Annotated in this window: 31 protein-coding genes; 4 read left to right on the top strand and 27 right to left on the bottom strand. The window is 63.3% G+C overall.

Translation table 11 applies throughout. The annotated features are described in order from the left end of the window. Window positions 1-24: 24 nt before the first annotated feature. The 24 genes from rpmD to rpsL all read right to left on the bottom strand — a co-directional run bounded on the left by rpmD (window position 25) and on the right by rpsL (window position 13,946). Window positions 25-210, bottom strand: a complete 186-nt coding sequence (gene rpmD / locus SC1_RS19935; protein ID WP_037515666.1) for a 50S ribosomal protein L30 — start codon at window positions 208-210, stop codon at window positions 25-27. A gap of 4 nt (window positions 211-214) precedes the next feature. Further along, entirely contained in the window at window positions 215-907 is a 693-nt protein-coding gene (gene rpsE, locus SC1_RS19930) for a 30S ribosomal protein S5 (RefSeq protein ID WP_062186290.1), read from the bottom strand. Window positions 908-909: 2 nt separating this feature from the next. Then, window positions 910-1,263 carry a 50S ribosomal protein L18 gene (gene rplR, locus SC1_RS19925; RefSeq protein WP_062186287.1) on the bottom strand — a complete coding sequence of 118 codons (354 nt, stop codon included), beginning with the start codon at window positions 1,261-1,263 and terminating at the stop codon, window positions 910-912. Window positions 1,264-1,266: 3 nt separating this feature from the next. Further along, complete coding sequence (gene rplF, locus SC1_RS19920; protein ID WP_062186285.1) at window positions 1,267-1,800, bottom strand: 50S ribosomal protein L6; 534 nt, start codon at window positions 1,798-1,800, stop codon at window positions 1,267-1,269. Next, window positions 1,800-2,204: a 30S ribosomal protein S8 gene (rpsH, locus tag SC1_RS19915; RefSeq protein WP_054589697.1), complete on the bottom strand. Its 405-nt coding sequence runs from the start codon at window positions 2,202-2,204 to the stop codon at window positions 1,800-1,802. Before rpsH ends, rplF begins: the two co-directional genes overlap by 1 nt. Window positions 2,205-2,216: 12 nt before the next feature. After that, complete coding sequence (rpsN, locus tag SC1_RS19910; protein WP_037556379.1) at window positions 2,217-2,522, bottom strand: 30S ribosomal protein S14; 306 nt, start codon at window positions 2,520-2,522, stop codon at window positions 2,217-2,219. Between the two features lie 49 nt (window positions 2,523-2,571). Then, window positions 2,572-3,150: a 50S ribosomal protein L5 gene (gene rplE, locus SC1_RS19905; protein WP_062186283.1), complete on the bottom strand. Its 579-nt coding sequence runs from the start codon at window positions 3,148-3,150 to the stop codon at window positions 2,572-2,574. After that, window positions 3,143-3,460: a 50S ribosomal protein L24 gene (rplX, locus tag SC1_RS19900; protein ID WP_062186282.1), complete on the bottom strand. Its 318-nt coding sequence runs from the start codon at window positions 3,458-3,460 to the stop codon at window positions 3,143-3,145. The genes rplE and rplX overlap by 8 nt, the downstream gene beginning before the upstream one ends. A gap of 2 nt (window positions 3,461-3,462) precedes the next feature. After that, entirely contained in the window at window positions 3,463-3,831 is a 369-nt protein-coding gene (gene rplN / locus SC1_RS19895) for a 50S ribosomal protein L14 (RefSeq protein ID WP_011543078.1), read from the bottom strand. Window positions 3,832-3,891: 60 nt separating this feature from the next. Then, a complete protein-coding gene (gene rpsQ, locus SC1_RS19890) occupies window positions 3,892-4,161 on the bottom strand; it encodes a 30S ribosomal protein S17 (RefSeq protein ID WP_039578283.1) in 270 nt (89 codons plus the stop codon). 11 nt (window positions 4,162-4,172) lie between these two features. Then, window positions 4,173-4,376 carry a 50S ribosomal protein L29 gene (gene rpmC, locus SC1_RS19885; protein WP_037515654.1) on the bottom strand — a complete coding sequence of 68 codons (204 nt, stop codon included), beginning with the start codon at window positions 4,374-4,376 and terminating at the stop codon, window positions 4,173-4,175. 4 nt (window positions 4,377-4,380) lie between these two features. Next, window positions 4,381-4,812 (bottom strand): 50S ribosomal protein L16, encoded by a 432-nt coding sequence (rplP, locus tag SC1_RS19880; RefSeq protein WP_037515653.1) that lies wholly within the window; start codon window positions 4,810-4,812, stop codon window positions 4,381-4,383. 11 nt (window positions 4,813-4,823) lie between these two features. Further along, window positions 4,824-5,531 carry a 30S ribosomal protein S3 gene (gene rpsC / locus SC1_RS19875; RefSeq protein ID WP_037515652.1) on the bottom strand — a complete coding sequence of 236 codons (708 nt, stop codon included), beginning with the start codon at window positions 5,529-5,531 and terminating at the stop codon, window positions 4,824-4,826. Window position 5,532: 1 nt separating this feature from the next. Continuing rightward, entirely contained in the window at window positions 5,533-5,913 is a 381-nt protein-coding gene (gene rplV, locus SC1_RS19870; protein WP_037515650.1) for a 50S ribosomal protein L22, read from the bottom strand. Then, window positions 5,913-6,188: a 30S ribosomal protein S19 gene (gene rpsS / locus SC1_RS19865; protein ID WP_037556370.1), complete on the bottom strand. Its 276-nt coding sequence runs from the start codon at window positions 6,186-6,188 to the stop codon at window positions 5,913-5,915. Before rpsS ends, rplV begins: the two co-directional genes overlap by 1 nt. A gap of 3 nt (window positions 6,189-6,191) precedes the next feature. Then, a complete protein-coding gene (gene rplB, locus SC1_RS19860; RefSeq protein WP_062186280.1) occupies window positions 6,192-7,028 on the bottom strand; it encodes a 50S ribosomal protein L2 in 837 nt (278 codons plus the stop codon). Between the two features lie 21 nt (window positions 7,029-7,049). Then, window positions 7,050-7,358: a 50S ribosomal protein L23 gene (locus tag SC1_RS19855; protein WP_062186279.1), complete on the bottom strand. Its 309-nt coding sequence runs from the start codon at window positions 7,356-7,358 to the stop codon at window positions 7,050-7,052. Further along, the gene (gene rplD / locus SC1_RS19850) at window positions 7,351-7,977 is read right to left on the bottom strand and encodes a 50S ribosomal protein L4 (RefSeq protein ID WP_062186277.1); all 627 of its coding nucleotides are present in this window, start codon (window positions 7,975-7,977) and stop codon (window positions 7,351-7,353) included. The genes SC1_RS19855 and rplD overlap by 8 nt, the downstream gene beginning before the upstream one ends. Before the next feature lie 2 nt (window positions 7,978-7,979). Continuing rightward, on the bottom strand, window positions 7,980-8,753 hold the full coding sequence (gene rplC / locus SC1_RS19845; protein WP_062186276.1) for a 50S ribosomal protein L3: 774 nt from the start codon (window positions 8,751-8,753) through the stop codon (window positions 7,980-7,982). A gap of 300 nt (window positions 8,754-9,053) precedes the next feature. Then, the gene (gene rpsJ, locus SC1_RS19840; protein ID WP_003042199.1) at window positions 9,054-9,365 is read right to left on the bottom strand and encodes a 30S ribosomal protein S10; all 312 of its coding nucleotides are present in this window, start codon (window positions 9,363-9,365) and stop codon (window positions 9,054-9,056) included. Window positions 9,366-9,513: 148 nt separating this feature from the next. Further along, the gene (gene tuf / locus SC1_RS19835) at window positions 9,514-10,707 is read right to left on the bottom strand and encodes an elongation factor Tu (RefSeq protein WP_062186274.1); all 1,194 of its coding nucleotides are present in this window, start codon (window positions 10,705-10,707) and stop codon (window positions 9,514-9,516) included. A 118-nt stretch (window positions 10,708-10,825) separates the two neighbouring features. Beyond that, complete coding sequence (fusA, locus tag SC1_RS19830) at window positions 10,826-12,919, bottom strand: elongation factor G (protein WP_062186272.1); 2,094 nt, start codon at window positions 12,917-12,919, stop codon at window positions 10,826-10,828. Window positions 12,920-13,030: 111 nt separating this feature from the next. After that, the gene (gene rpsG / locus SC1_RS19825) at window positions 13,031-13,501 is read right to left on the bottom strand and encodes a 30S ribosomal protein S7 (protein WP_058818022.1); all 471 of its coding nucleotides are present in this window, start codon (window positions 13,499-13,501) and stop codon (window positions 13,031-13,033) included. A gap of 73 nt (window positions 13,502-13,574) precedes the next feature. Then, on the bottom strand, window positions 13,575-13,946 hold the full coding sequence (gene rpsL / locus SC1_RS19820; protein ID WP_058805196.1) for a 30S ribosomal protein S12: 372 nt from the start codon (window positions 13,944-13,946) through the stop codon (window positions 13,575-13,577). A 306-nt stretch (window positions 13,947-14,252) separates the two neighbouring features. Between rpsL and SC1_RS19815 the strand changes: the two genes are divergently transcribed. Then, a complete protein-coding gene (locus SC1_RS19815; RefSeq protein WP_062186270.1) occupies window positions 14,253-14,747 on the top strand; it encodes a DNA-deoxyinosine glycosylase in 495 nt (164 codons plus the stop codon). Here SC1_RS19815 and SC1_RS19810 read toward each other — a convergent pair whose 3' ends face one another. Then, window positions 14,748-16,046, bottom strand: coding sequence for an amidohydrolase family protein (locus SC1_RS19810; RefSeq protein WP_062186268.1), 1,299 nt, complete (start codon window positions 16,044-16,046; stop codon window positions 14,748-14,750). Between the two features lie 42 nt (window positions 16,047-16,088). Then, window positions 16,089-18,485, bottom strand: coding sequence for a S8 family peptidase (locus SC1_RS19805; protein WP_193749233.1), 2,397 nt, complete (start codon window positions 18,483-18,485; stop codon window positions 16,089-16,091). Window positions 18,486-18,665: 180 nt separating this feature from the next. Between SC1_RS19805 and SC1_RS19800 the strand changes: the two genes are divergently transcribed. The 3 genes from SC1_RS19800 to SC1_RS19790 all read left to right on the top strand — a co-directional run bounded on the left by SC1_RS19800 (window position 18,666) and on the right by SC1_RS19790 (window position 22,436). Continuing rightward, the gene (locus SC1_RS19800; protein WP_193749232.1) at window positions 18,666-19,355 is read left to right on the top strand and encodes a pyrimidine 5'-nucleotidase; all 690 of its coding nucleotides are present in this window, start codon (window positions 18,666-18,668) and stop codon (window positions 19,353-19,355) included. Beyond that, a complete protein-coding gene (gene dapD, locus SC1_RS19795; RefSeq protein ID WP_062186264.1) occupies window positions 19,352-20,194 on the top strand; it encodes a 2,3,4,5-tetrahydropyridine-2,6-dicarboxylate N-succinyltransferase in 843 nt (280 codons plus the stop codon). Before SC1_RS19800 ends, dapD begins: the two co-directional genes overlap by 4 nt. 151 nt (window positions 20,195-20,345) lie before the next feature. Then, window positions 20,346-22,436 (top strand): TonB-dependent receptor, encoded by a 2,091-nt coding sequence (locus SC1_RS19790; protein ID WP_062186262.1) that lies wholly within the window; start codon window positions 20,346-20,348, stop codon window positions 22,434-22,436. Between the two features lie 113 nt (window positions 22,437-22,549). Here the strand turns inward: SC1_RS19790 and gpmA are convergent, their stop codons facing one another. Beyond that, window positions 22,550-23,236, bottom strand: a complete 687-nt coding sequence (gene gpmA, locus SC1_RS19785; protein ID WP_062186260.1) for a 2,3-diphosphoglycerate-dependent phosphoglycerate mutase — start codon at window positions 23,234-23,236, stop codon at window positions 22,550-22,552. Window positions 23,237-23,354 lie beyond the last annotated feature (118 nt).

Here is a 23,354-nt window from a genome sequence, read left to right as displayed (position 1 = left end):
ATATAAGGTCGGGTCGTGAGGGGCTCAGCCCTCGACGACTTCGACCATGTGCGGCAGCTTGCGGATCATGCCGCGCACTTCCGGGGTGTCGACCAGTTCGACCTCGCGGTGCATCTTGCCCAGGCCGAGGCCGGTCAGGATCGCACGCTGGCTCTTGGGACGACGGATCGGCGAACCGATCTGGCGGATCTTGATCTTCTTGTCAGCCATCGTCTTACTCCGTCACCGCCGCGGCTTCGGCCTCGGCTGCGCGGTCGGAAGCACCGCCACGCTTGATCAGGTCCGAAACCTTCTTGCCGCGACGCTGCGCGACCGACTTCGGGCTGGTCTGCTCACCGAGCGCTTCGAAAGTAGCGCGGATCATGTTGTAGGGGTTCGAAGTGCCGACCGACTTGGTCACCACGTCCGCAACGCCCAGCGATTCGAACACGGCGCGCATCGGGCCGCCGGCGATGATGCCGGTACCGGCAGGAGCCGAACGCAGCGTCACATTACCGGCGCCGAACACACCGCGACCATCATGGTGCAGCGTGCGGCCGTCGCGCAGCGGAACGCGAATCATCGCCTTCTTCGCAGCAGCGGTTGCCTTCGAAATGGCTTCGGGCACTTCGCGCGCCTTGCCATGACCGAAACCGGCACGACCCTTGCCGTCGCCGACGACGACGAGCGCGGCGAAACCGAAGCGCTTGCCGCCCTTCACCGTCTTTGAAACGCGGTTGATGTGAACGAGCTTTTCGATGAGCTCTTCGCCACCTTCTTCGTCGCGCGGGCGACGATCGTCGCGGCGGCCTCGGCCACCGTCACGACCGCCACGACCGCCGTCGCGGCCACCACGGCCACGGCGGGGAGCGCCGGTGTTTTCGGTCGCTTCGACAGCGCCTTCGACGTTCTGTACTTCGTCAGCCATAATCAGAACTCCAATCCGCCTTCGCGAGCCGCGTCGGCCAGCGCCTTGATGCGCCCGTGGAACAGGAAACCGCCGCGGTCGAACACGACCTGGGTCACGCCGGCCTTCTTCGCGGCAGCGGCGAGGCGCTTGCCAACGTCGGCGGCAGCAGCCGTGGTCGCGCCGGTCTTGCCGCGGACATCCTTGTCCAGCGTCGAGGCCGAAGCCAGCGTCTGGCCGGCGGCGTCATCGATGAGCTGCGCATAGATGTGACGGCCCGAACGGTGCACCGAAAGGCGCGGACGCCCGGCTGCACGCTGGCGGAGGGCGGTACGGACGCGCTGGCGCCGTTTTTCGAAAGTGGTAAGATGTGCCATGGCTTACTTCTTCTTGCCTTCTTTGCGGAAGATGTACTCGCCGCGATATTTGATGCCCTTGCCCTTATAGGGTTCGGGCTTACGCCAACGGCGAATTTCCGCCGCGACCTGGCCGACCTTCTGCTTGTCGATACCGCTGATCTCGATCGTCGTGTTGTCCGGCGTCTTGATCTCGATGCCTTCGGGCACCGCAAAATCGACATCATGGCTGTAGCCGAGCTGCAGCTTGAGCGTCTTGCCCTGCGAGTTGGCGCGATAGCCGACACCGGTGATCTCGAGGACCTTGGTGAAGCCTTCGGTCACACCCGTGATCAGGTTCTGGACCAGCGTACGCTGCATGCCCCAGAAAGCGCGTGCTTCGCGGGTGCCGTTCGCGGGCTGAACCGAAATGCTGCCTTCGGCGACTTCATAGTTGATGAGGTCGGAAAGCGGCATCGCGAGCGTGCCCTTCGGTCCCTTGACCGACAGCTGACCGCCATCGATCGCGGCGGTGACGCCGCCCGGAATCGGTACTGCCTTTTTACCAATGCGCGACATCAGAACACCTCCGCCAGCACTTCGCCGCCGACATTATGTTCGCGTGCTTCGGCGTCCGAGAGAACGCCGCGCGGGGTCGACACGATGGTGATACCAAGGCCGTTGCGCACGATCGGAAGTTCTTTCGAACCCGAATAGACGCGGCGGCCCGGCTTCGAAACGCGAGCCACATGGCGGATCGCCGGCTGGCCTTCGAAATATTTGAGCTCGATGCGGATGCCCTTGTGCTGGCCCTTGGCACCCAGCGCTTCTTCGCTGTAGCCGCGGATATAGCCTTCACGCTGGAGAACATCGAGAACGCGGACGCGCAGGGTCGAGGCGGGAGTCAGGACGCTGTCCTTCTTCGCCTGCTGGCCGTTGCGGATGCGGGTGAGCATATCACCCAGGGGATCGGTCATTGCCATCTTGTCAGTCCCTTACCAGCTCGACTTCACAACACCGGGGATCAGGCCCTTGTTGGCCAGATCGCGGAGTTGGATACGGCACAGCCGGAATTTGCGATAATAAGCGCGCGGGCGCCCGGTCAGCTCGCACCGGTTACGGATGCGGGTCGGGTTACCATTGCGCGGGATTTCCGCCATCTTGAGGCGCGCGATCAGACGCTCGCCATCGTCGAGCGACGTATCTGCCGCAATCGCCTTCAGCTTCGCATAACGGCCGGCATATTTCTTCACCAGCTGCTTGCGACGCTCGTTCTTGTTTACCGAACTCAGTTTCGCCATGACTTAAGTTCTCTTTCCTTCTTGAAAGAGCCTGCCAGATCCCGAGGGATCAGGCGGCTTCCTTTTCCTGCGCAACGATCGGGAAGGGGAAGCCGAACAGCTTGAGCAGTTCGCGGGCTTCGTCGTCCGTACGAGCGGTGGTGGTGACGATCACGTCCATGCCGCGCACCTGGTCGATGCGGTCATAGTTGATCTCGGGGAAGATGATCTGCTCTTTCAGGCCCATGGCATAGTTGCCACGGCCGTCGAAGCTGGTCGCCGACACGCCGCGGAAGTCGCGGATGCGCGGCATTGCGATCGTGATCAGGCGGTCGAGGAATTCATACATGCGTTCGCGGCGCAGGGTCACCTTGCAGCCAATCGGCATGCCTTCGCGCAGCTTGAACTGTGCGATCGACTTCTTCGCCTTGGTCACGACGGGCTTCTGGCCGGCGATGAGTTCCATCTCGGCAGCGGCCGATTCGACCTTCTTCTTGTCCTGCGTGGCTTCGCCGACGCCCATGTTGAGCGTGATCTTTTCGATCTTCGGCACTTCCATCGCATTCTTGTAACCGAACTTCTCGGTCATCGCCTTGACGATCACATCGTCATAGCGCTTGCGCATGCGCGGGGTGTAATTGTCAGCCATTGAGCGTCTCCCCGGACTTCACGGCCACGCGGACCTTCTTGCCGTCCTTGGTTTCAAAACGAACGCGCGTCGGCTTGCCGGTCTTGGGATCGGCAATCGCGACCTTGCTCGCGTACAGCGGCGCTTCCTTGCGCTCCAGGCCACCCTGCGGGTTGGTCTGGCTCGGCTTGCGGTGGCGCGTGATGATGTTGACGCCCGCGACAACGACCTTGCCGTCTTTCGGCAGGCTCTGCGTCACTTCGCCGGTCTTGCCCTTGTCCTTGCCGGACAGGATGACAACCGTGTCGCCCTTCTTGATCTTGTTCGCCATGGTTAGAGGACCTCCGGCGCCAGGCTGATGATCTTCATATAGCCGCGGCCGCGCAGTTCGCGGACGACGGGGCCGAAGATACGGGTGCCGATGGGCTCTTCATTCTTGTTGACGAGCACGGCAGCGTTGCTGTCGAAACGGATGACCGAGCCATCGGCACGGCGCACGTCCTTGGCGGTGCGAACGATAACGGCGCGATGCACGTCACCCTTCTTCACCTTGCCGCGGGGCTGAGCTTCCTTGATCGACACGACGATCACGTCGCCCACGCCGGCGGTACGACGCTTCGAGCCGCCCAGAACCTTGATGCACTGGACGCGCTTGGCACCGCTGTTGTCAGCGACTTCCAATTGTGACTGCATCTGGATCATCGATGCATTTCCTTCTTTTTTGGCCTACCGGGATGCCCCGGCGGTTCCGTGAAAATCAGCTTAGGCGTCAGCGGCCGTTTTGGGCTTGCTGTGGGTGTCGACCTTGTCGAGCACCTTCCACGTCTTCAGCTTCGAAATCGGCTTCGTTTCCTCGATGCGGACGGTTTCGCCAGCCTTGATGGCGTTGTCCTCATCGTGGGCGTGATATTTTTTCGAGCGGCGGATGATCTTGCCGTACAGAGGGTGCTTCACCTTCCGTTCGACCTTCACCACGACGGTCTTGTCGCCCTTGTCGGACACCACCGTACCGGTCAGAATGCGCTTCGGCATCGATAGTCTCCTTACTTCGCGGCCGAGCGCGTACGCTCGGTCTGCTGCGTCTTGATGCGCGCGATCGAGCGGCGCACTTCCTTGACGCGTGAGGCCTTTTCAAGCTGGCCGGTGGCCGCCTGGAAGCGGAGGTTGAACGCCTCGCGCTTCAGTTCGCCAAGCTGTTCGGCGAGCTGGTCGTCGGTCTTGGCCTTGAAATCTTCGGTCTTGGCCATGTCCTTAACCCTCCAGATGCGAGGTGTCGCCGAGACGGGCGATCACCTTCGTCTTGATCGGCAGCTTCATCGCGGCGCGTTCGAACGCCAGCGCGGCCACGGGGCCCGGAACGCCGTCGAGTTCGAACAGGATGCGACCCGGCTTCACGCGAGCGGCCCAGAATTCCGGCGAACCCTTGCCCTTACCCATACGGACTTCGGCAGGCTTCGACGACACGGGGACGTCGGGGAAAATGCGGATCCACAAACGGCCCTGACGCTTGATCGCGCGGCTGATCGCACGGCGAGCCGCTTCGATCTGGCGGGCGGTGATGCGCTCGGGTTCCATCGCCTTCAGCCCGTAGGAGCCGAAGTTCAGGCTGGTTCCGCCCTTGGCATTGCCATGGATGCGGCCCTTGAAAGCCTTACGGAACTTGGTTTTTTTCGGTTGCAGCATGTCAGCAGTCCTTAGCGGCGATCTTCACGAGCCGGACGGACGCCGGTCGTCTGTGCGTCGAGCATCAGACGGTCGGTCGCCATCGGATCGTGGCCGAGAATCTCGCCCTTGAAGATCCACACCTTGATCCCGCACACGCCATAGGCGGTGTGCGCGGTCGATTCGGCATAGTCGACATTGGCGCGCAGCGTGTGAAGCGGCACCCGGCCTTCGCGATACCATTCGGTACGTGCGATTTCCGCGCCGCCCAGACGGCCGGCGCAGTTGATACGGATGCCTTCGGCGCCCAGACGCATCGCCGACTGAACCGCGCGCTTCATGGCGCGACGGAACGCGACGCGGCGTTCGAGCTGATCGGCAATGCCCTGGCCGACGAGCTTGGCGTCGACTTCGGGCTTGCGGATTTCGACGATGTTCAGCGACACGTCGCTGCCCGTCAGTTCACCGAGCTTCTTGCGAAGCTTTTCGATGTCCGCGCCCTTCTTGCCGATGATGACGCCCGGACGGGCGGCATAGATCGAAACGCGGCACAGCTTGGCCGGACGTTCGATCACGACCTTCGAGATCGCGGCCTGCGGCAGGTTCTTGAACACATACTGACGGATCTTCAGATCCTCGACCAGCATGCGGCCATAGTCCTGGCCTTCGGCGAACCAGCGGCTGTCCCAGGTGCGGTTGACCTGCAGGCGCAGGCCGATCGGATTGCTCTTCTGGCCCATCTTACGCCTCTTCTTCCTGTTCGCGCACGACGATCCGGATGCGGCTGAACGGCTTGACGATCCGGGTCGACTTGCCGCGGCCACGTGCGTGCCAGCGCTTCATCGAGATCGACTTGCCGACGCTGGCTTCCTTGATGACGAGCGCATCAACGTCGAGGTTGTGGTTGTTTTCCGCGTTGGCGACGGCGCTGGCGAGAACCTTGCGCACGTCGACAGCCATCGCCTTCTTCGAGAAGGTGAGGATGTTCATCGCGTCTTCGACCTTGCGGCCACGGATCAGCGCGGCGACGAGGTTGAGCTTCTGCGCCGAACCGCGAATCTGCGTGCCGACCGAGAGAGCCTCGTTATCGGCGACGCGGCGGGGGGACTTTTCCTTGCCCATTAGCGTTTGCCCTTCTTGTCGGCCGCGTGGCCGGGGAAGAAGCGCGTCGGCGCAAATTCACCCAGCTTCATGCCGACCATGTCTTCGTTCACCGACACCGGCACGAACTTGCGGCCGTTGTAGACGTTGAAGGTCAGCCCGACGAACTGCGGCAGGATGGTGGACCGGCGCGACCAGGTCTTGATCGGGGCAGAGCTGCCACCGTCCTGGGCCGTTTCGGCTTTCTTGAGGAGATGAAGGTCCACAAAGGGACCCTTCCAGACCGAGCGAGCCATGGCTTACCTCTTCTTCTTCGCGTGACGCGACCGGATGATCATCTTGTCGGTCGACTTGTTGTGACGGGTACGAGCACCCTTGGTCGGCTTGCCCCACGGGGTAACCGGATGACGGCCACCCGAGGTGCGGCCTTCACCACCACCATGCGGGTGATCGACCGGGTTCTTCGCGACACCGCGGGTCAGCGGACGCTTGCCCAGCCAGCGGTTGCGACCAGCCTTGCCGAGGTTGGTGTTCTGGTTGTCGGGGTTCGACACCGCACCGACCGTGCCCATGCACTCGCCGCGGATATAACGCTGTTCGCCCGAACCGAGACGCACGATGACGAGACCGCGGTCACGACCGACGACCTGTGCATAGGTGCCAGCCGAACGGGCGATCTGGCCACCCTTGCCCGGCTTCATCTCGATATTGTGGACGATCGTTCCGACCGGCATCTGCGACAATTCCATCGCATTGCCCGGCTTCACGTCGGTCTTCTTGCCGGCGACGACGGTGTCGCCAACGGCCAGACGCTGCGGCGCCAGGATATAGGTCTGCTCGCCGTCTTCATATTTGACGAGCGCGATGAACGCCGTGCGGTTGGGGTCATATTCCAAACGCTCGACGACAGCCGGCATGTCCCACTTGCGACGCTTGAAGTCGATGAAGCGGTACTTCTGCTTGTGGCCGCCAGCGATACCGCGCGAGGTCACATGACCCTTGTTGTTGCGGCCACCGGTCTTGCGCTTGCCTTCGGTCAGCGCCTTGACGGGCTTGCCCTTCCACAGCGACGACTTGTCGACGAGGATCAGGCCGCGCTGCGCGGGGCTGGTCGGATTATAGGATTTAAGTGCCATTTTCTCTGCCTCTTCCTACAATCAGACGCCGGTCGTGACGTCGATCGACTGGCCTGCGGCCAGGCGAACGATCGCCTTCTTCACGTCGCTGCGGGTGTAGGGCTTGCCCTTCCAGCGCTTGGTCTTGCCCTTGGTGACGAGCGTGTTGACGCTCAGCACCTTGACATCGAACAGCGCCTCGACGGCGGCCTTGATGGCGGGCTTGGTCGCGTCGTTCGCGACCTTGAACACCACCGCGTCATTTTCGCTGAGCAGCGTCGACTTTTCGGTGATCACCGGAGCGAGGATCACGTCATAGTGACGCGCGTCGATGGTTTTTGCCTTAGCCATTGCAGCGGGCCTCCAGCTTTTCGACCGCCGCGCGGGTCAGGACCAGCGTGTCGGCACGGATGATGTCATAGACATTGGCACCGATGGCGGGCAGCGCGTCGACACCGATGAGGTTGGCCGAAGCCATTGCGAAGCTTTCGTGCACCGCGTCACCGTCGATGAAGAGTGCGCGATTGCCGAGTTCGAGCTTGCCGAGCTTGCCGGCGAGCGCCTTGGTCTTCGCGTCCTTGAGCTCGAGCGTGTCGAGAACGACGAGCTTGCCGCCCTTCGCCTTGTCGCTCAATGCCATCTTCAGGCCGAGGGTGCGGATCTTCTTGTTCAGCGAGTGGCCGAAGGTGCGGGCACGGGGGCCGTGCGCCTTACCACCACCGATGAAGATCGGCGCCTTGCGATCGCCGTGACGAGCGGTACCGCCGCCCTTCTGGCGACCGAACTTCTTGCCGGTGCGCGACACATCGCTGCGTTCGCGGGCGGCACGAGCCGGACCACGGCGCTTTTCGAGCTGCCATGCAACGACGCGATGCAGGATGTCGGCGCGGGCGTCGACGCCGAACACATCGTCATTGAGATCGATGTCGGTGCCGGCCTTGCCGTCGAGGGTCTGAACCTTGACCTTCATGATCAGGACTCCTGTGCGCCGTCGGTGGCCGCGGTGTCGACGACGGTTTCTTCAACCGGCGTTTCGACCGGCGCGTCAGCCGGGGCTTCGTTGCTGTTGGCCGCGCTCTTGATGCCCGCCGGATAGGGGGCCTCGGGGTGACGCGGCAGCTTCACCGCATCGCGGACGAGCAACCAGCCGCCCTTCGAGCCAGGGACCGAGCCCTTGACGAAGAGAAGGCCGCGCTCGACGTCGGTGCGGACGATTTCGAGATTCTGCTGGGTGCGATTGCGCGCGCCCATGTGGCCGGCCATCTTCTTGTTCTTGAAGACGCGGCCCGGATCCTGACGGTTACCGGTCGAACCATGCGCACGGTGGCTGATCGAAACACCGTGGGAGGCGCGCATACCGCCGAAACCCCAGCGCTTCATCGCACCGGCAAAGCCCTTACCCTGGGTAACACCCTGGATGTCGACGATCTGGCCGGCGACGAAGTGATCGGCCGACAGTTCGGCGCCGACGTCGAGCGTCGCGTCGTCAGCGACGCGGAATTCGACGACCTTTGCCTTCGGCTCGACTTCGGCCTTGCCATAGGCACCACGCTGCGGCTTGGCGACATTCTTCGCCTTTGCCGAGCCAGCACCGAGCTGAACGGCCACATAGCCGTCACGTTCTTTATCGCGGACAGAGACGACCTGACAGCCTTCGAGGCTCAGGACGGTGACGGGCACGTGGCGGCCGTCGTCCTGAAACAGGCGGGTCATCCCCATTTTCTTCGCGATCACGCCAGTACGCATGATCCATACTCCTAAACAGAGGCCGGGCGGACCATTCCGCACGGCTTGCGGGACCCATCGAGGCAAGCCTCAACAGAACCCTCCCAGCCCAAAATTTCGATGCATCGCCCCGTCCGGGCTGAGGTGCCGCCATCCCGAAGGATTTGCGGCGAGACGGGGGACGCAGCCCGGTCGTAAATGCCTTCCAAGGAAAGCGACCGGCGGTATCCACCCTATCGTCGGTCCGGATCGCTCCGGACAATGCAGGCGCCGAAGCGGCCTGCCGATAGAGACCCCGGTTTTCACCGGGGCTGCGCTGGCTTAGGCCAGCTTGATTTCGACGTTCACGCCCGCGGCGAGGTCGAGCTTCATCAGCGCGTCGACCGTCTGCGGGGTGGGCTGCACGATGTCGAGCAGCCGCTTGTGGGTACGCACCTCGAACTGCTCGCGCGACTTCTTGTCGACATGCGGGCCGCGGTTCACGGTGAATTTTTCAATACGCGTCGGAAGCGGGATCGGACCGCGAATGAGTGCGCCCGTGCGACGTGCCGTGTCGGCAATGTCGGTGGTGGCCTGATCGAGCACGCGGTGATCAAAGGCCTTCAGGCGAATGCGAATATTCTGCGTTTCCATGACTGTTCCAGTCGAATCCCGTCTAACGATGCGAAAGAGCCGAAATGGCCTGTTCCGGCCCCCTAGTGGAAGCCGGCTCGGCCATCAAAATTCTTAAAGCTACGAGCCGCCCGAATCACTTCCGAATCGAGCGGCTCGCGGCCCTATATTACTTTGTGATCGTCGCGACAACCCCTGCGCCGACCGTGCGGCCACCTTCGCGAATTGCGAAGCGCAGACCCGGGTCCATGGCGATCGGGGCAATCAGCTTGACCGACAGCTGGACGTTGTCGCCCGGCATGACCATTTCGGTGCCCTCGGGGAGGATAACCTCACCGGTGACGTCCGTGGTGCGGAAGTAGAACTGCGGACGATAGTTCGCGAAGAACGGCGTGTGACGGCCGCCTTCGTCCTTCGACAGGACGTACACTTCCGAGGTGAACTCGGTGTGCGGCGTGATCGAACCCGGCTTAGCCAGAACCTGGCCACGCTCAACTTCTTCACGGCCGACGCCGCGGATCAGCGCACCGATGTTGTCGCCAGCCTGGCCCTGGTCGAGCAGCTTGCGGAACATTTCGACGCCGGTGACGACGGTCTTCTTGGTGTCCTTGATGCCGACGATTTCGACTTCTTCACCGACCTTGACGATGCCGGTTTCGACGCGGCCGGTAACAACCGTACCACGACCCGAGATCGAGAACACGTCTTCGATCGGCATCAGGAAGGGCTTGTCGAGCGGACGTTCCGGCTGCGGGATCCACGCGTCGACGGCTTCCATCAGCTTCAGGATCGCGTCCTTGCCGATGTTGTCGTCGCGACCTTCGAGGGCGGCGAGAGCCGAACCCGGGATGATCGGAATATTGTCGCCGTCGAAATCGCGCTTCGACAGTTCTTCGCGGATTTCGAGCTCAACGAGTTCGAGCAGTTCGGGATCGTCAAGCTGGTCGACCTTGTTGAGGAAGACGACCATGGTCGGAACGCCGACCTGCTTCGCGAGCAGGATGTGCTCCTTCGTCTGGGGCATCGGGCCGTCAGCGGCCGACACGACGAGGATCGCGCCGTCCATCTGGGCAGCACCGGTGATCATGTTCTTGACGTAGTCAGCGTGACCCGGGCAGTCGACGTGCGCGTAGTGGCGGCCGTTGGTTTCATATTCGACGTGTGCGGTCGAAATGGTGATGCCGCGCTCGCGCTCTTCGGGAGCCTTGTCGATGTTCGCGAAGTCAACGGCGGCGTTGCCCGCAACGTTTTCCGCCAGCACCTTGGTGATCGCTGCGGTCAGCGAGGTCTTGCCATGGTCGACGTGACCGATGGTGCCGATGTTGCAGTGCGGCTTCGTCCGCTCAAATTTAGCCTTGGCCATGATGTAACAACCTTCTTGTTCGATGTTTGCGTTGATCAGTCCTGGACGAGCCTGCTGAATCAGGCGCCGCCCTTAGAGGGTCTTGCCGCGCGGTGCAAGCCCGCGCGGCTTTGACCCATCAGGCCATCTTGGCCTTCACTTCTTCGGCGACGTTGGTCGGCACTTCTTCATAATGCGAGAATTGCATCGAGTAGCTTGCGCGACCCTGGCTGAAGCTGCGCAGCTGATTCACATAGCCGAACATGTTCGCCAGCGGAACGATCGCCTCGACGACCTGGGCGATGCCCCGGCTGTCGGTGCCCTGAATCTGCCCGCGACGGCTGTTAAGGTCGCCGATCACGTCACCCATGAATTCCTCAGGGGTAACGACTTCGACCTTCATCACCGGTTCGAGCAGCTTGATGCCGGCCTTCGCCGCCACTTCGCGCATTGCCGCACGGCCCGCGATTTCGAACGCCAGCGCCGACGAGTCGACGTCGTGATACGCGCCGTCCGTGAGCTTGATTTCGAAGTCGATGATCGGGAAGCCGATCATGTGACCGTTTTCGGCCGACTCGCGCATGCCCTTTTCAACCGACGGAATATATTCGCGCGGAATGTTACCGCCCTTGATTTCGTCGATGAAGGTGATGCCCGCGCCGCGTTCGCCGGGAGCGACGCTGACCTTGACGCGGCCGAACTGGCCCGAGCCGCCCGACTGCTTCTTGTGGGTATAGTCGACGTCAACAGCCTTCGCGAGCGATTCGCGGTACGCCACCTGCGGCGCGCCGACGTTCGCTTCGACCTTGAACTCGCGCTTCATACGATCGACGAGAATGTCGAGGTGAAGCTCGCCCATGCCCTTGATGATCGTCTGACCCGATTCATGGTCGGTCGACACGCGGAACGAGGGATCCTCGGCAGCCAGGCGGTTGAGCGCGATGCCCATACGTTCCTGGTCGGCCTTGGTCTTCGGTTCCACCGACAGTTCGATAACCGGCTCGGGGAATTCCATGCGCTCGAGGATGATCGGCGCGTTGGTGGCGCAGAGCGTGTCCCCGGTGGTGGTTTCCTTGAGGCCGGCAAGCGCGACGATGTCGCCCGCATAGGCTTCTTCGATGTCTTCGCGGCTGTTCGCATGCATCAGCAGCATACGACCGACCTTTTCCTTCTTGTCCTTCACCGAGTTCAGGTACGTGCCCTTGTTCAGGGTACCCGAGTAGATGCGGGCGAAGGTGAGCGAACCGACGAACGGGTCGTTCATGATCTTGAACGCGAGCAGCGACAGAGGAGCCGAGTCCGACGTCTCACGCGAGTCGGGCTGGTCGGTGTCCGGGTTGATGCCCTGAACGTCAGGAATGTCGAGCGGCGAAGGCAGATAGTCGACGACCGCGTCGAGCAGCGTCTGGACGCCCTTGTTCTTGAACGCCGAGCCGCAGAGGACCGGAACGAACGCCTGTGCCAGCGTACCCTTGCGGATCAGCTTCTTGAGCGTGGCGACGTCGGGGACAGTGCCTTCGAGATAGGCTTCCATCGCGTCGTCGTCCTGTTCGACGGCGAGCTCGACGAGCTTTTCGCGATATTCGGCAGCCTTGTCGGCAAGGTCGGCCGGGATTTCTTCATAGAAGAATTCGGCGCCGAGGCTTTCGTCCTTCCAGATGATCGCACGCTCGTTGACCAGGTCGACGAGGCCCTTGAAGCCGCCTTCCGAACCGATCGGCAGATAAAGCACGGCCGGGGTCGCGCCGAGGCGATCGATGATCGTCTGGACGCAATAATAGAAATCGGCACCGGTACGGTCGAGCTTGTTGATGAAGCACATCCGCGGAACCTTGTACTTGTCCGCCTGACGCCACACGGTTTCCGACTGCGGCTCAACGCCGGCAACGCCGTCGAACGCGGTGATCGCGCCGTCGAGCACGCGCAGCGAACGCTCGACTTCAATCGTGAAGTCGACGTGGCCGGGGGTGTCGATGATGTTCAGGCGGTGTTCCGGACCCTGACCTTCTTCGGCCTTCCACAGGCAGGTGGTGGCAGCCGACGTGATCGTGATGCCGCGTTCCTGTTCCTGCTCCATCCAGTCCATCGTGGCGGCGCCGTCATGGACTTCGCCGATCTTATAGGACTTGCCGGTGTAATAGAGAATGCGCTCGGTCGTCGTGGTCTTGCCGGCGTCGATGTGCGCCATGATACCGAAATTGCGATAGCGTTCGAGCGGATGGCTGCGTGCCATGGTCTTTTCCTTGGATTTGGGGGGAGGCCTTTGGAGCCACCCCCGATATAGGAACGATTGTTACGATTGCGAGACGACGGGATCTCGAGACCCGGGCCGTCCCGCGAGCGCTTACCAGCGGTAGTGGCTGAAGGCGCGGTTGGCTTCGGCCATGCGATGCGTATCTTCACGCTTCTTCACGGCATTGCCACGGTTGTTCGACGCATCGAGCAGTTCGCCAGACAGACGCGCGGCCATCGTGGTTTCGCTGCGGTTGCGTGCAGCGGTGATCAGCCAGCGGATCGCGAGCGCCTGCGCACGGTCCGGACGGACTTCGACCGGAACCTGATAGGTCGCACCGCCGACGCGGCGGCTGCGGACTTCGATGTTCGGACGGATGTTCGCGAGCGCTTCGTGGAACACGCCGAGCGGTTCCTTCTTGGCGCGGGCTTCGACCGATTCGAGCGCACCGTAAACGATGCTTTCGGCGACGGACTTCTTCCCGTCCAGCATGACGCTGTTCATGAACTTCGACAGCACCGTATCACCGAAACGGGGATCGGGCAGGATTTCGCGGCGTTCAGGACGACGACGACGAGCCATAGGTAATTCCTTTTACAACAGCATCCCGGCGCCAAGGCAGCCTGGGATGATCAAATAGCCGAAAAAGCGGTCCTTACTTCGGACGCTTCGCACCGTATTTCGAACGGCTCTGCTTGCGGTCCTTAACACCCTGCGTATCGAGCACGCCGCGCAGGACGTGGTAACGCACACCGGGAAGATCGCGGACACGACCGCCGCGGATCAGCACGACGCTGTGTTCCTGGAGGTTGTGGCCTTCGCCGGGGATGTAGGTGATGACTTCGCGGCTGTTGGTCAGGCGGACCTTCGCAACCTTGCGGAGCGCCGAGTTCGGCTTTTTCGGGGTCGTCGTATAGACACGGGTGCAAACGCCGCGCTTCTGCGGGTTTGCGTCCATCGCCGGGACCTTAGACTTCACCTTCTGGGGAGTCCGGCCCTTGCGGACCAGCTGGTTGATTGTGGGCATGAATGCTTCACCTTTAAATGTCCGCCCATCAAAGCGAACGGTTACTGTACTGCGGTGGATGAAGCTCCGGCCCGTAACCCGCCCGAAAAGGCGGAAAACGGCCGACCTGATAACAGCAAAAGACCCCGGCCGATCGATATGATCTTCCGGAGGCTCCATCCGCGCCAGCAATGTTCAAGCGCTGTTGTAACTGAAAAAGGCGGCAAACCGTCCTTTTCGGTCGAGCGCGCCCCTAGACCCGATTCCCGTCCCGGTCAAGGGGCAGGCAATATTGTTGCGCCAGTCGGGGCGGGCTATCGGTCGCGCATGCCCGCTGTCCGCCACACCAGCTTTGCGCCGCACATCGCGCCCGACACTCGTCTGCTGATCCTCGGTAGCCTGCCCGGCGTCCGTTCGCTCGCCGAACGGCAATATTATGCCCATCCGACGAACCAGTTCTGGCGTCTGCTTGGCGAGGTGATCGACCGTCCGCTCGCGGACATGATCTATGACGACCGGCTCAACGCCTTGCGTGACGCAAAGGTCGGGCTGTGGGACGTGATCCGTAGCGCCGAACGGCAAACGAGCAGCGACTCGCAGATCCGCGAAGCCGAAGCACACAACCTCGCGGCACTGATCGCCGGGCTGCCGGAACTGCGCATGATCGCGTTCAACGGCGGCAAGGCGGCGGCGATCGGGCGAAAACAGCTTCCACCGCTCGGTCGCATCGCCATCGTCGATCTGCCGTCGAGCAGCGCCGCGCATACAATCGGTTTCGCGGCGAAGCGCGATAGCTGGATGGCGCTTCGCGGCGCCCTCTGATCAGTCGACCACCGTCCCGCGCGCCATCACGAAATCGACTTTCTTGAGCACGCGCACGTCAGCGACCGGATCACTCGCCACCGCGATGATGTCGGCGCTCTTGCCCGGCGCGATCGTGCCGATCTCGTTCGACAGGCCGAGCAGGTCGGCAGCGTTCACCGTCGCCGCCTTCAGGGCTTCGATCGGGGTCATGCCGTGCTCGACCATCAGTTCGAACTCGTCGCCGTTCCGGCCGTGCTTCGACACGCCGGCGTCGGTGCCGAAGGCGATGCGCACGCCTTTGGGCACAAGCCGTTCGAGGCTTTTGCCCGTGATCGAGATGCGCCACTGAATCTTCGCCAGCACATCCGGTTCATAAGCGTTGGCGTTCGCGGCGATGCGTTCCTTGTAGCCGTTCACGGTCGAGAGCGTCGGGACATAATAAGCCTTCGACTTCGCCCAGGCCGCGATCGTCGCTTCGTCGAGGATCGTGCCATGCTCGACCGAATCGACCCCGGCCGCGAGCGCAAGGCGAATGCCGTCGGCGCCGTGCGCGTGAACCGCGACCTTCTTGCCGAACATATGCGCGGTTTCGACGATCGCCTGCGCCTCGTCGTCGAACATCTGCTTGCCGAGACCGGCGCCGATGCGGCTGTTGACCCCTCCCGTCGAGGCGAATTTGATCACATCGGCCCCGCGGCCGATCTGAAGACGCACTGCGCGGCGGCAATCGTCGGCGCCGTTGCAGGTGTTGCCGGCCCCCGCGAAGAAAGGCCGCAGCTCGTCGCGATAGCCGAGCGAGCCGTCCATATGTCCCGCGCTGCCCGAAATGCTGTTGCCGGCATCGACGATGCGCGGGCCCTTTACCTTGCCCGCGAGAATCGCGTCGCGAAGCGCCAAGGTCGCGCCGTCGCCGTCGCCGAGATTGCGGACCGTGGTAAAGCCCGCGCGCAGCGTCTTCATCCCGTTCACCTCGGCATTAAAGGCCTGCGCCGCCGGGCTGAGCGTGATTTCCTCAAGCTGCCCCGCGATGCCGCCCGCATCGCTCGTCAGATGGACGTGGCTGTCGATCAAGCCGGGGAGGACATATTTGTCCTTGAGATCGATCAGCGTCGCGCCGGGATCGGCGGGCTGATAGCCGTCGGCGATCGACACGACCTTGCCACCCTCGACAATGATCGTCGATGCGCCGCGCACGGGCTTGCCGGGTTCGGCGAGCAATTGGCCCGCGTGGATGATCGTGCGCGCGGGCGCCTGCGCGGCGAGCGGCGAAGCGAGCGCCGCGCCGATCAGCGCGAGCGGAATATGAATCAGCTTCATTCTGGCATCCCCTGTTTTGATATCGGGAAGCGTTAAAGCCGATCAGAAGCCCATCGTAAAGCGGAGCGCCGCGCCCCGATCGTCGGGCATCGCGGCGATATGGCCCGGGTCCCGCCGCCACCAGCTATTCGCGATCAATTCGCCGCCGAACAGGCCCATGGCATAGCTTGCCTCGACAACCAGTTCGCGGCCCGTCGGGGCGAGATTATATGTGCGGCGCCCGAAGTCGGTGCGACCGGTCGCATAGTCGTGCGCGACAGGGAGCATCAGGTCGATGCCGCCACGCGCGACGCGCAAGGGCTGGGCGAGACGGAGCGCGGCGCTGTCGCCGACTTGCACCAGATTGGCCTTGGCAACGTCGAAGGAGAAGGCGGTCGACCAGAGTGCGCCGCCCGCGATCAAGCCTTGGTTGTCCGGCCGTGTCCACATCTGGCGCCAATTGGCCGCAATTTGCCAATCATCCTGCATATCGAGGAGGATGCCGGCGTCGCCGACGAGGCTGGTCGCGCCGCCAGCGCCGAACATCGGCCCAAGGCGGGCTCCGAGAAGACTGTCCGATTCGCGGAGCCAACTGGCGCCGAGCGCCGTCCGGACAGGACCAAAGCGGGCGTCCCATGCGGCGCCGACGCGCTGGTAGCGACTGTCGCGGCCCGAGCGGTAGCGGAGCAGTGGATCGTCCTGCCAACGCGAGCCCGAGACCCATCCATTTTCCAGAATGAGATTAACATATTGATTATTAATGATATTATAGCGAATCATCGTGCCGATGCCAGGGCTGGCGGCAAAGCCGAGCCCCTCGTTCGCTGCGTCACCGATGAGCATGGCATGGCCGCTGTCGCCGCGCTCACCCGCGAGCAGGCCGCCGGCGCTGCGACCCGCCGCAAACCCGATCCGCGTGCGCGCGTCGAAGCGCGTCATCACCGAGGCCGCGAGGGTACGCGCACGCTGCGCATCGTAGAAAGAGAGGCCGGCGAGTGCATCGGTGCCGCCCGTGCCCGGCGCGACGACAAGCGAAAGCGCGAGCGACGAGTTGGCGGCGCTTTGCTGGCGTATCAGCCCGCCGATCGCGCCCGACAGCTTGAAGTCGGGCCGACGTGCAGCGAGCGAGCCGCCGAAATCCACATTGAAGGCGCGGCCGAAGCCATCGGTGACGAGACCCGTCGTTCCGATGCCGCCGGCATCGCCCATCGGACCGCCGAGCATTCCCAGCGGCGCGTCGAGAGCCACGGCGGTCGAAGTGCCCGCAAGCGCGGTAGCGCCCATCGGCTGGAATGCGCGCGCGATATCCAGAATGCCCTGGCCATAGACGGCGTCGTCGCCCGCCGCGCCCGCGTCGCGTGCCGACTGATAAAGGAGCGCGACGATCTGCTGGCTGGTAAGATTCGGAAAGGCCTGCGCGATCAGCGCGACGGCGCCCGCGACCTGCGGCGCCGCGAAACTGGTGCCATTGAGCACGAACACGAAATTGCCTTCGGTCTTGAGCGCGCCATTTTCATATGCGCAGCACACGCCTTCGCCGAGCGCGGTCAGGTAGGAGCCCGCATAGCCGCCCGCGCGATTGCTGAACCCCGAGATCGCCCCACGATCGTTCACCGCACCGGCAATGACGACGAGCCCGCCGCCGGCATCGCGAAGCCCCTGCGCAAAGCGATCGGGGTTGTTCGGATCATTGCCGTTCGCGGTCGTGTCACCTTCGTTACCCGCCGAAACGATGACGATGATTCCCGCAGCGGTCGCGCGAGAGACCGCCGCGCGCAACGTCGCCCCGGGCGGGTCTTCGCCGCCGAGCGAGATGTTGACGACGCGCGCGCCCGCGCTGACCGCGCGGTCGAGACCTGCGGCAATCGCCACTTCGGGAAAACGGCAGCCGCTCTCGTCGTTCGACGGATCCTCGCTCGCGCAGCTACCCGGCCGGTCGGCGCGCAGGACGAGCAGGCTGGCGTTGAAGGCGATGCCAAAGGTGCCGGCGTCATTCTTTCCGCCGAGCAGCACCTGTGCGACATTCGTCCCGTGGGTTCCTTCGCCGTTGATACCGCGCGATCCCGCTACGTCGGCCGATTGCGCCGAAATGCGTCCGGCGAATTCGGGGCTGTCCTGATCGATCCCGTCGTCGATCACGCCCGCGAGGACACCCTGTCCGGTTGCCCCGGCCTGATAGGCGGTGATCGCGCCATGGAAATTGACCCCGTCGGACATGCGCGTTTCGGCAGTGTTGAAATTGCCCGTCGGCGGCGGGGTGGGAGTCGGGGTAGGGGTAGGGGTAGGGGTAGGGGTTGGCGTCGGCGTGGGAGCAGAGGGCGGGGCGGGGGTCGGCGAGGGGCGGGCCGCGCCGCCACCACCGCCGCATCCCGCCAGCGAAAGCGCGGCGATGCTGAGAAAAAGGGGCAAAGGCCGCCCGGCCACCCACCGGATGCTGTTGCGTCGGTTCGCGTCGGCCATCGCCGTTCCCCTGGCTTCGTCGTCCCGGCGAAGGCCGGGATCTCGACCTCTGGTCTTGATGCGCCGTTGAGATTCCCGCCTTCGCCGGGATGACGGTCAAGATAACATCTTCGCATTTAGATCTATAGATATTGCCGTCCGGTAAAACGACCCAGCTTGCCCCTACGCACCCCAGCCTCTATGCGCCCGGCCATCATGCCCGCACTCGACCATATCGACAGCTGGATCTTCGATCTCGACAACACGCTCTATGCGCCGTCGGCGAAGCTGTTCGACCTGATCGACGAGCGCATGGGCGCCTTCATCATGCGGCTTCTGAACGTCGACGCGGTCGAGGCGCGGCGAGTCCAGAAGCAATATTTCCACGATCATGGCACGACGATGGCGGGGCTGATGCGCCACCACGGTGTCGATCCAGAGGATTTTCTGGTCGACGTTCACGACATTGCGCTCGACCGGCTGACCGTCGATGCGCGGCTGCGCGCGGGGCTGGAACGGCTGCCGGGGCGCAAGCTGATCTTCACCAACGCCGATGCCGATTACGCAGCGCGCGTGCTGGATGCACGCGGGATCGCGGACCTGTTCGACGGCATCTGCGACATCCGCGTCACGCGCTATACCCCGAAGCCCGAAGCCGCCGCCTATGACATGATGGTCGCTCACCTTGGCATTGATCCCGCAAAAAGCCTGTTCGTCGAGGATATGGCGCGCAATCTGACGCCCGCCAAAGCGCTCGGCATGACGACCGTCTGGCTGGACAATGGCAGCGAAAGCGGCCATCGCGACCACCTGCCCGAGCATGTCGATTTCCACGCGACCGACATCGCCGACTGGCTCGATACACTGCCATTACCTTGGGGAATTTCATGAGCACCGACCTGCAAGCCACAATCGAAGCCGCATGGGACGCCCGCGATACGCTGGGGCTGACGACGACGGGCGCGGTACGTGAGGCGGTCGAGACCGCGCTCGCAGGGCTCGACGACGGCAGCTATCGTGTCGCGGCACGCGATGCGAGCGGGACGTGGCAGGTCAATCAGTGGTTGAAGAAGGCGGTGTTGCTGTCGTTCCGCCTCAACGACATGGAATTGATCGAAGGCGGGCCCGGCGGCGCGCGCTGGTGGGACAAGGTGCCCTCGAAATTCGCCGGCTGGGGCGAGAATCGTTTCCGTGACGCGGGCTTCCGCGCCGTTCCGGGTTCGATCGTCCGTCGCGGCGCCTATATCAGCAAGGGTGCAGTGCTGATGCCGAGCTTTGTCAACATCGGCGCCTATGTTGGCGAGGGGTCGATGGTCGATGCCTGGGCTACCGTCGGCAGTTGCGCGCAGATCGGCGCGAACGTCCACCTGTCGGGCGGCGCCGGGATCGGCGGCGTCCTGGAACCGCTGCAGGCAGGCCCGGTGGTGATCGAGGACGGCGCCTTCATCGGCGCGCGCGCCGAGGTTGCCGAGGGCGTGATCGTGCGCGAGGGCGCGGTGCTGTCGATGGGCGTCTATCTCGGCGCCTCGACCAAGATCATCGACCGCGCGACGGGTGAGGTTTTCATCGGCGAAGTGCCGGCATATTCGGTCGTTGTGCCAGGGTCGCTGCCGGGCAAGCCGCTGCCCGACGGAACGCCGGGGCCGTCGCTCTATTGCGCGGTGATCGTCAAGCGTGTCGATGCGCAAACGCGCGCGAAGACCGGTATCAACGAGCTGCTGCGCGACTGATTGCCCAACCGATGCTGCAAAATAGGGCGTCGCCACCGACGCTCGTCGACGGCTGCTGCCCGTTGGTAGACACAATATAACAAAATAATCATTGCGAATTATTCGCGATTGGGGAGGCCCGCTGTTTCGATAGCGGCTGCGAGGGGGAATTATGTCGGCCGTTTTTCACGGGTCATCGATTGTCGTTGCAGCGCTGCTGTCGGTCGCGCCCGCCGCGGCGCAGGAGCCCACCGGCGACGCGCCGCCCGCGATCCCGGTCCCGGTGAATGGCGCCGAACGTTATACGCCCGCCGATTTCACGCGCTTCGCACCGCGCACCGCGCTCGACATGGTCGAAAAGGTGCCGGGTTTCCTTATCCTCACCGGCACCAACGGAGGCAACCGCGGACTGGGGGCAGCGACCGAGAATGTCCTGATCAACGGCGAGCGCATCGCGAACAAGTCGACCGACGCGCGCACCGCACTCGCACGAATCACCGCCGCCGAGGTCGCCTATATCGACATCGTCGACGGCGCCGGACTGAATGTGCCGGGGCTGACCGGACAGGTCGCGAATGTCGTGCTCGTCGCGGGCGCAGGGAGCGGCGGATTCAAGACGACCATCCGTTGGCAGCCCGAATGGCGCCCGCGGCTGGAGAAAAACTGGCTGAACGGCGAGATTTCGACGACGGGCAAGCTTGGCGGCACGAATGTAACGCTGAGCCTGAAGAACGAGGCGCGACGTCAGGGGCATTGGGGCCCCGAACAGCGTTTCGACGGCAATGGCGACCTGCTGTTCGTGCGCGACGAGTTCGGCCGCTACAACGCCGACCAGCCGCGCCTGTCGGCGGCGCTCGCACGCACGACCGCGAACGGCAACAAATGGAATTTCAATCTGGGCGGTCAGCTGGTCAACCTTGACGAACGGGTGGACGGGATTTCGGTTCAGCCCGGCGCCGGCACGGTGCGCGAGGCATTTCGGTTCACCGAAGACGAGCATAATTTCGATATCGGCGGCGATTACGAACTGGGGCTGGGCAAGGGGCGGCTGAAGCTGATCACCCTGTACCGCTTCGAGCACAGCCCGTTCGTCGACAGCTTCATCGTCGACCGTGAGATCGGCGGGCGGACGGGCGAGCGCTTCAAGCAAAGCGCCGACGAAGGCGAGTCGATCCTGCGCGGCGAATATAGCTGGCGCACCGGAGGGGGGACCGACTGGCAGGTCGCGCTGGAGGGCGCGTACAACACGCTCGACGTTGATTCCGAATTTGCGGTGCTGCAACCCGACGGCAGCTTCCTGCCCGTCACCTTCGGCGGCGAGCGGACCAAGGTCGAGGAGAAGCGCGGCGAGGCGTCGCTGACATGGGGGCGCTCGCTCGCGTCGAATCTGACCGCGCAGGTCAATCTTGGCGCCGAATATAGCGAACTGACCTCGTCGGGCCCGGGCGGGCTGACGCGCCGCTTCATCCGGCCGAAGGGCAAGGTCGCGCTGGCGTGGAAGGTCGGCGGCAAGACGACGATCAACTGGTTCCTGCAGCGCCGCGTCGACCAGCTCGACTTTTTCGATTTCGCGAGCTCTGTCGACGTCGCGAACGGGCAAGGCAATGGCGGCAACGGCCTGTTGGTGCCGCCGGTGCTCAATCGTACCGAGCTGGAATTCGTTCAGGACATGGGCGGGTGGGGCAATGCGTCGGTCGCCTTCGCTTATGCCTATGCACAGGATCTGGTCGATCAGGTGCCATTGTCACCGACGACCGAGGGGCGCGGCAATCTGCCGCCTTCGCATCTCTATCGCATCAGTTCGAAGGCGACGCTTCTGCTCGACCGGCTGGGGTGGAAAGGCGCGCGGATCAACAGCGACGTCACCTGGCGCCGTAACCGCGTGCGCGACCCGCTCACCGGGCTGTGGCGCGACCAGAGCGGGGGGCAGGAATATGTCGTCGACCTCAGTCTGCGTCACGATATTCCCGGCACCGATCTGGCATGGGGCGGCGGCTATTTCGACGAACGCTACAGCCCGAATTTGCGGCTCAATGCGATCGAAAAGGAATATACCGACGGGCCGTTCGTCACCGCCTTTATCGAGCATAAGGATGTCGCGGGATTCACGGTAAAGCTGTCGTACCGCAACCTTGCGGGGATGAAGGACGGGTTCAACCGCACGGTGTTCGTCGACCGGCGCGACGGGCCGGTGGCCTTCAGCGAACAAAGGCTGCGCAAGTTCGGGCGCTTTTTCCAGCTGACGGTGACGGGGACGCTTTAGTCCACGCCCAACCCGTCATTGCGAGCGAAGCGAAGCAATCCAGGGAGGTTTACACTACTCTGGATTGCCGCGTCCCCCGGCTTTCGCCGGGGTCTTCGCAATGACGAAGTCTATTATTTCTCGCTGAGGTAATAACGCTCGCGCGCCGACAGATCGTCGTTCAGCTCATAAACGATCGGCTGGCCGGTCGGGATTTCGAGCCCGGTGATATCGGCGTCCGAAATGCCCGACAGATGCTTGACGAGCGCGCGCAGGCTGTTGCCGTGCGCCGAGATCAGAACGGTCTTGCCCGCGGCAAGCTGCGGCACGATCGCGGCTTCATAATAAGGCAGCACGCGCTCGATAGTATCCTTCAGGCTTTCGGCCGAAGGAATATCGATGCCGGCATAGCGCGGATCGGTCGACAGGTCCCACGGCGAACCAGCTTCGAGCGGCGGCGGCGGGATATCGAAGCTGCGGCGCCAGATCTTGACCTGATCGTCGCCATGCTTCGCCGCAGTCTCGGCCTTGTCGAGCCCGGTGAGGCCACCATAATGACGCTCGTTGAGGCGCCAGTCCTTGGTGACGGGGAGCCATAAACGGCCCATCGCCTCGAGCGCGAGGTTCAAAGTCTTGATTGCGCGCGACTGGACCGAGGTGAAGCAGGTGTCGGGGGCGATGCCCTTCGCCTTCATCAGCTCGCCTGCGGCGACCGCTTCGGCGACGCCCTTTTCGGTGACATCGACATCCCACCAGCCGGTGAAGCGGTTTTCGAGATTCCACTGCGACTGGCCGTGACGGATGAGGATGAGCTGGGGCATTTCGGATCCTTCGGATGGAGAGATGTGCCGCCCTTTAGCGCGGGTTTTCGCCGAACGCCAACCACCCTCTTGAAATGGTTTCGCCTGCTACCAGATTGTCCTCATCCGGCCGCCGATA

Source organism: Sphingopyxis sp. C-1 (assembly GCF_001047015.1).
Classification (GTDB): Bacteria; Pseudomonadota; Alphaproteobacteria; order Sphingomonadales; family Sphingomonadaceae; genus Sphingopyxis.
Note: the sequence above shows the minus strand (reverse complement) of the source record. Positions and strands in the feature narration are given on the sequence as shown.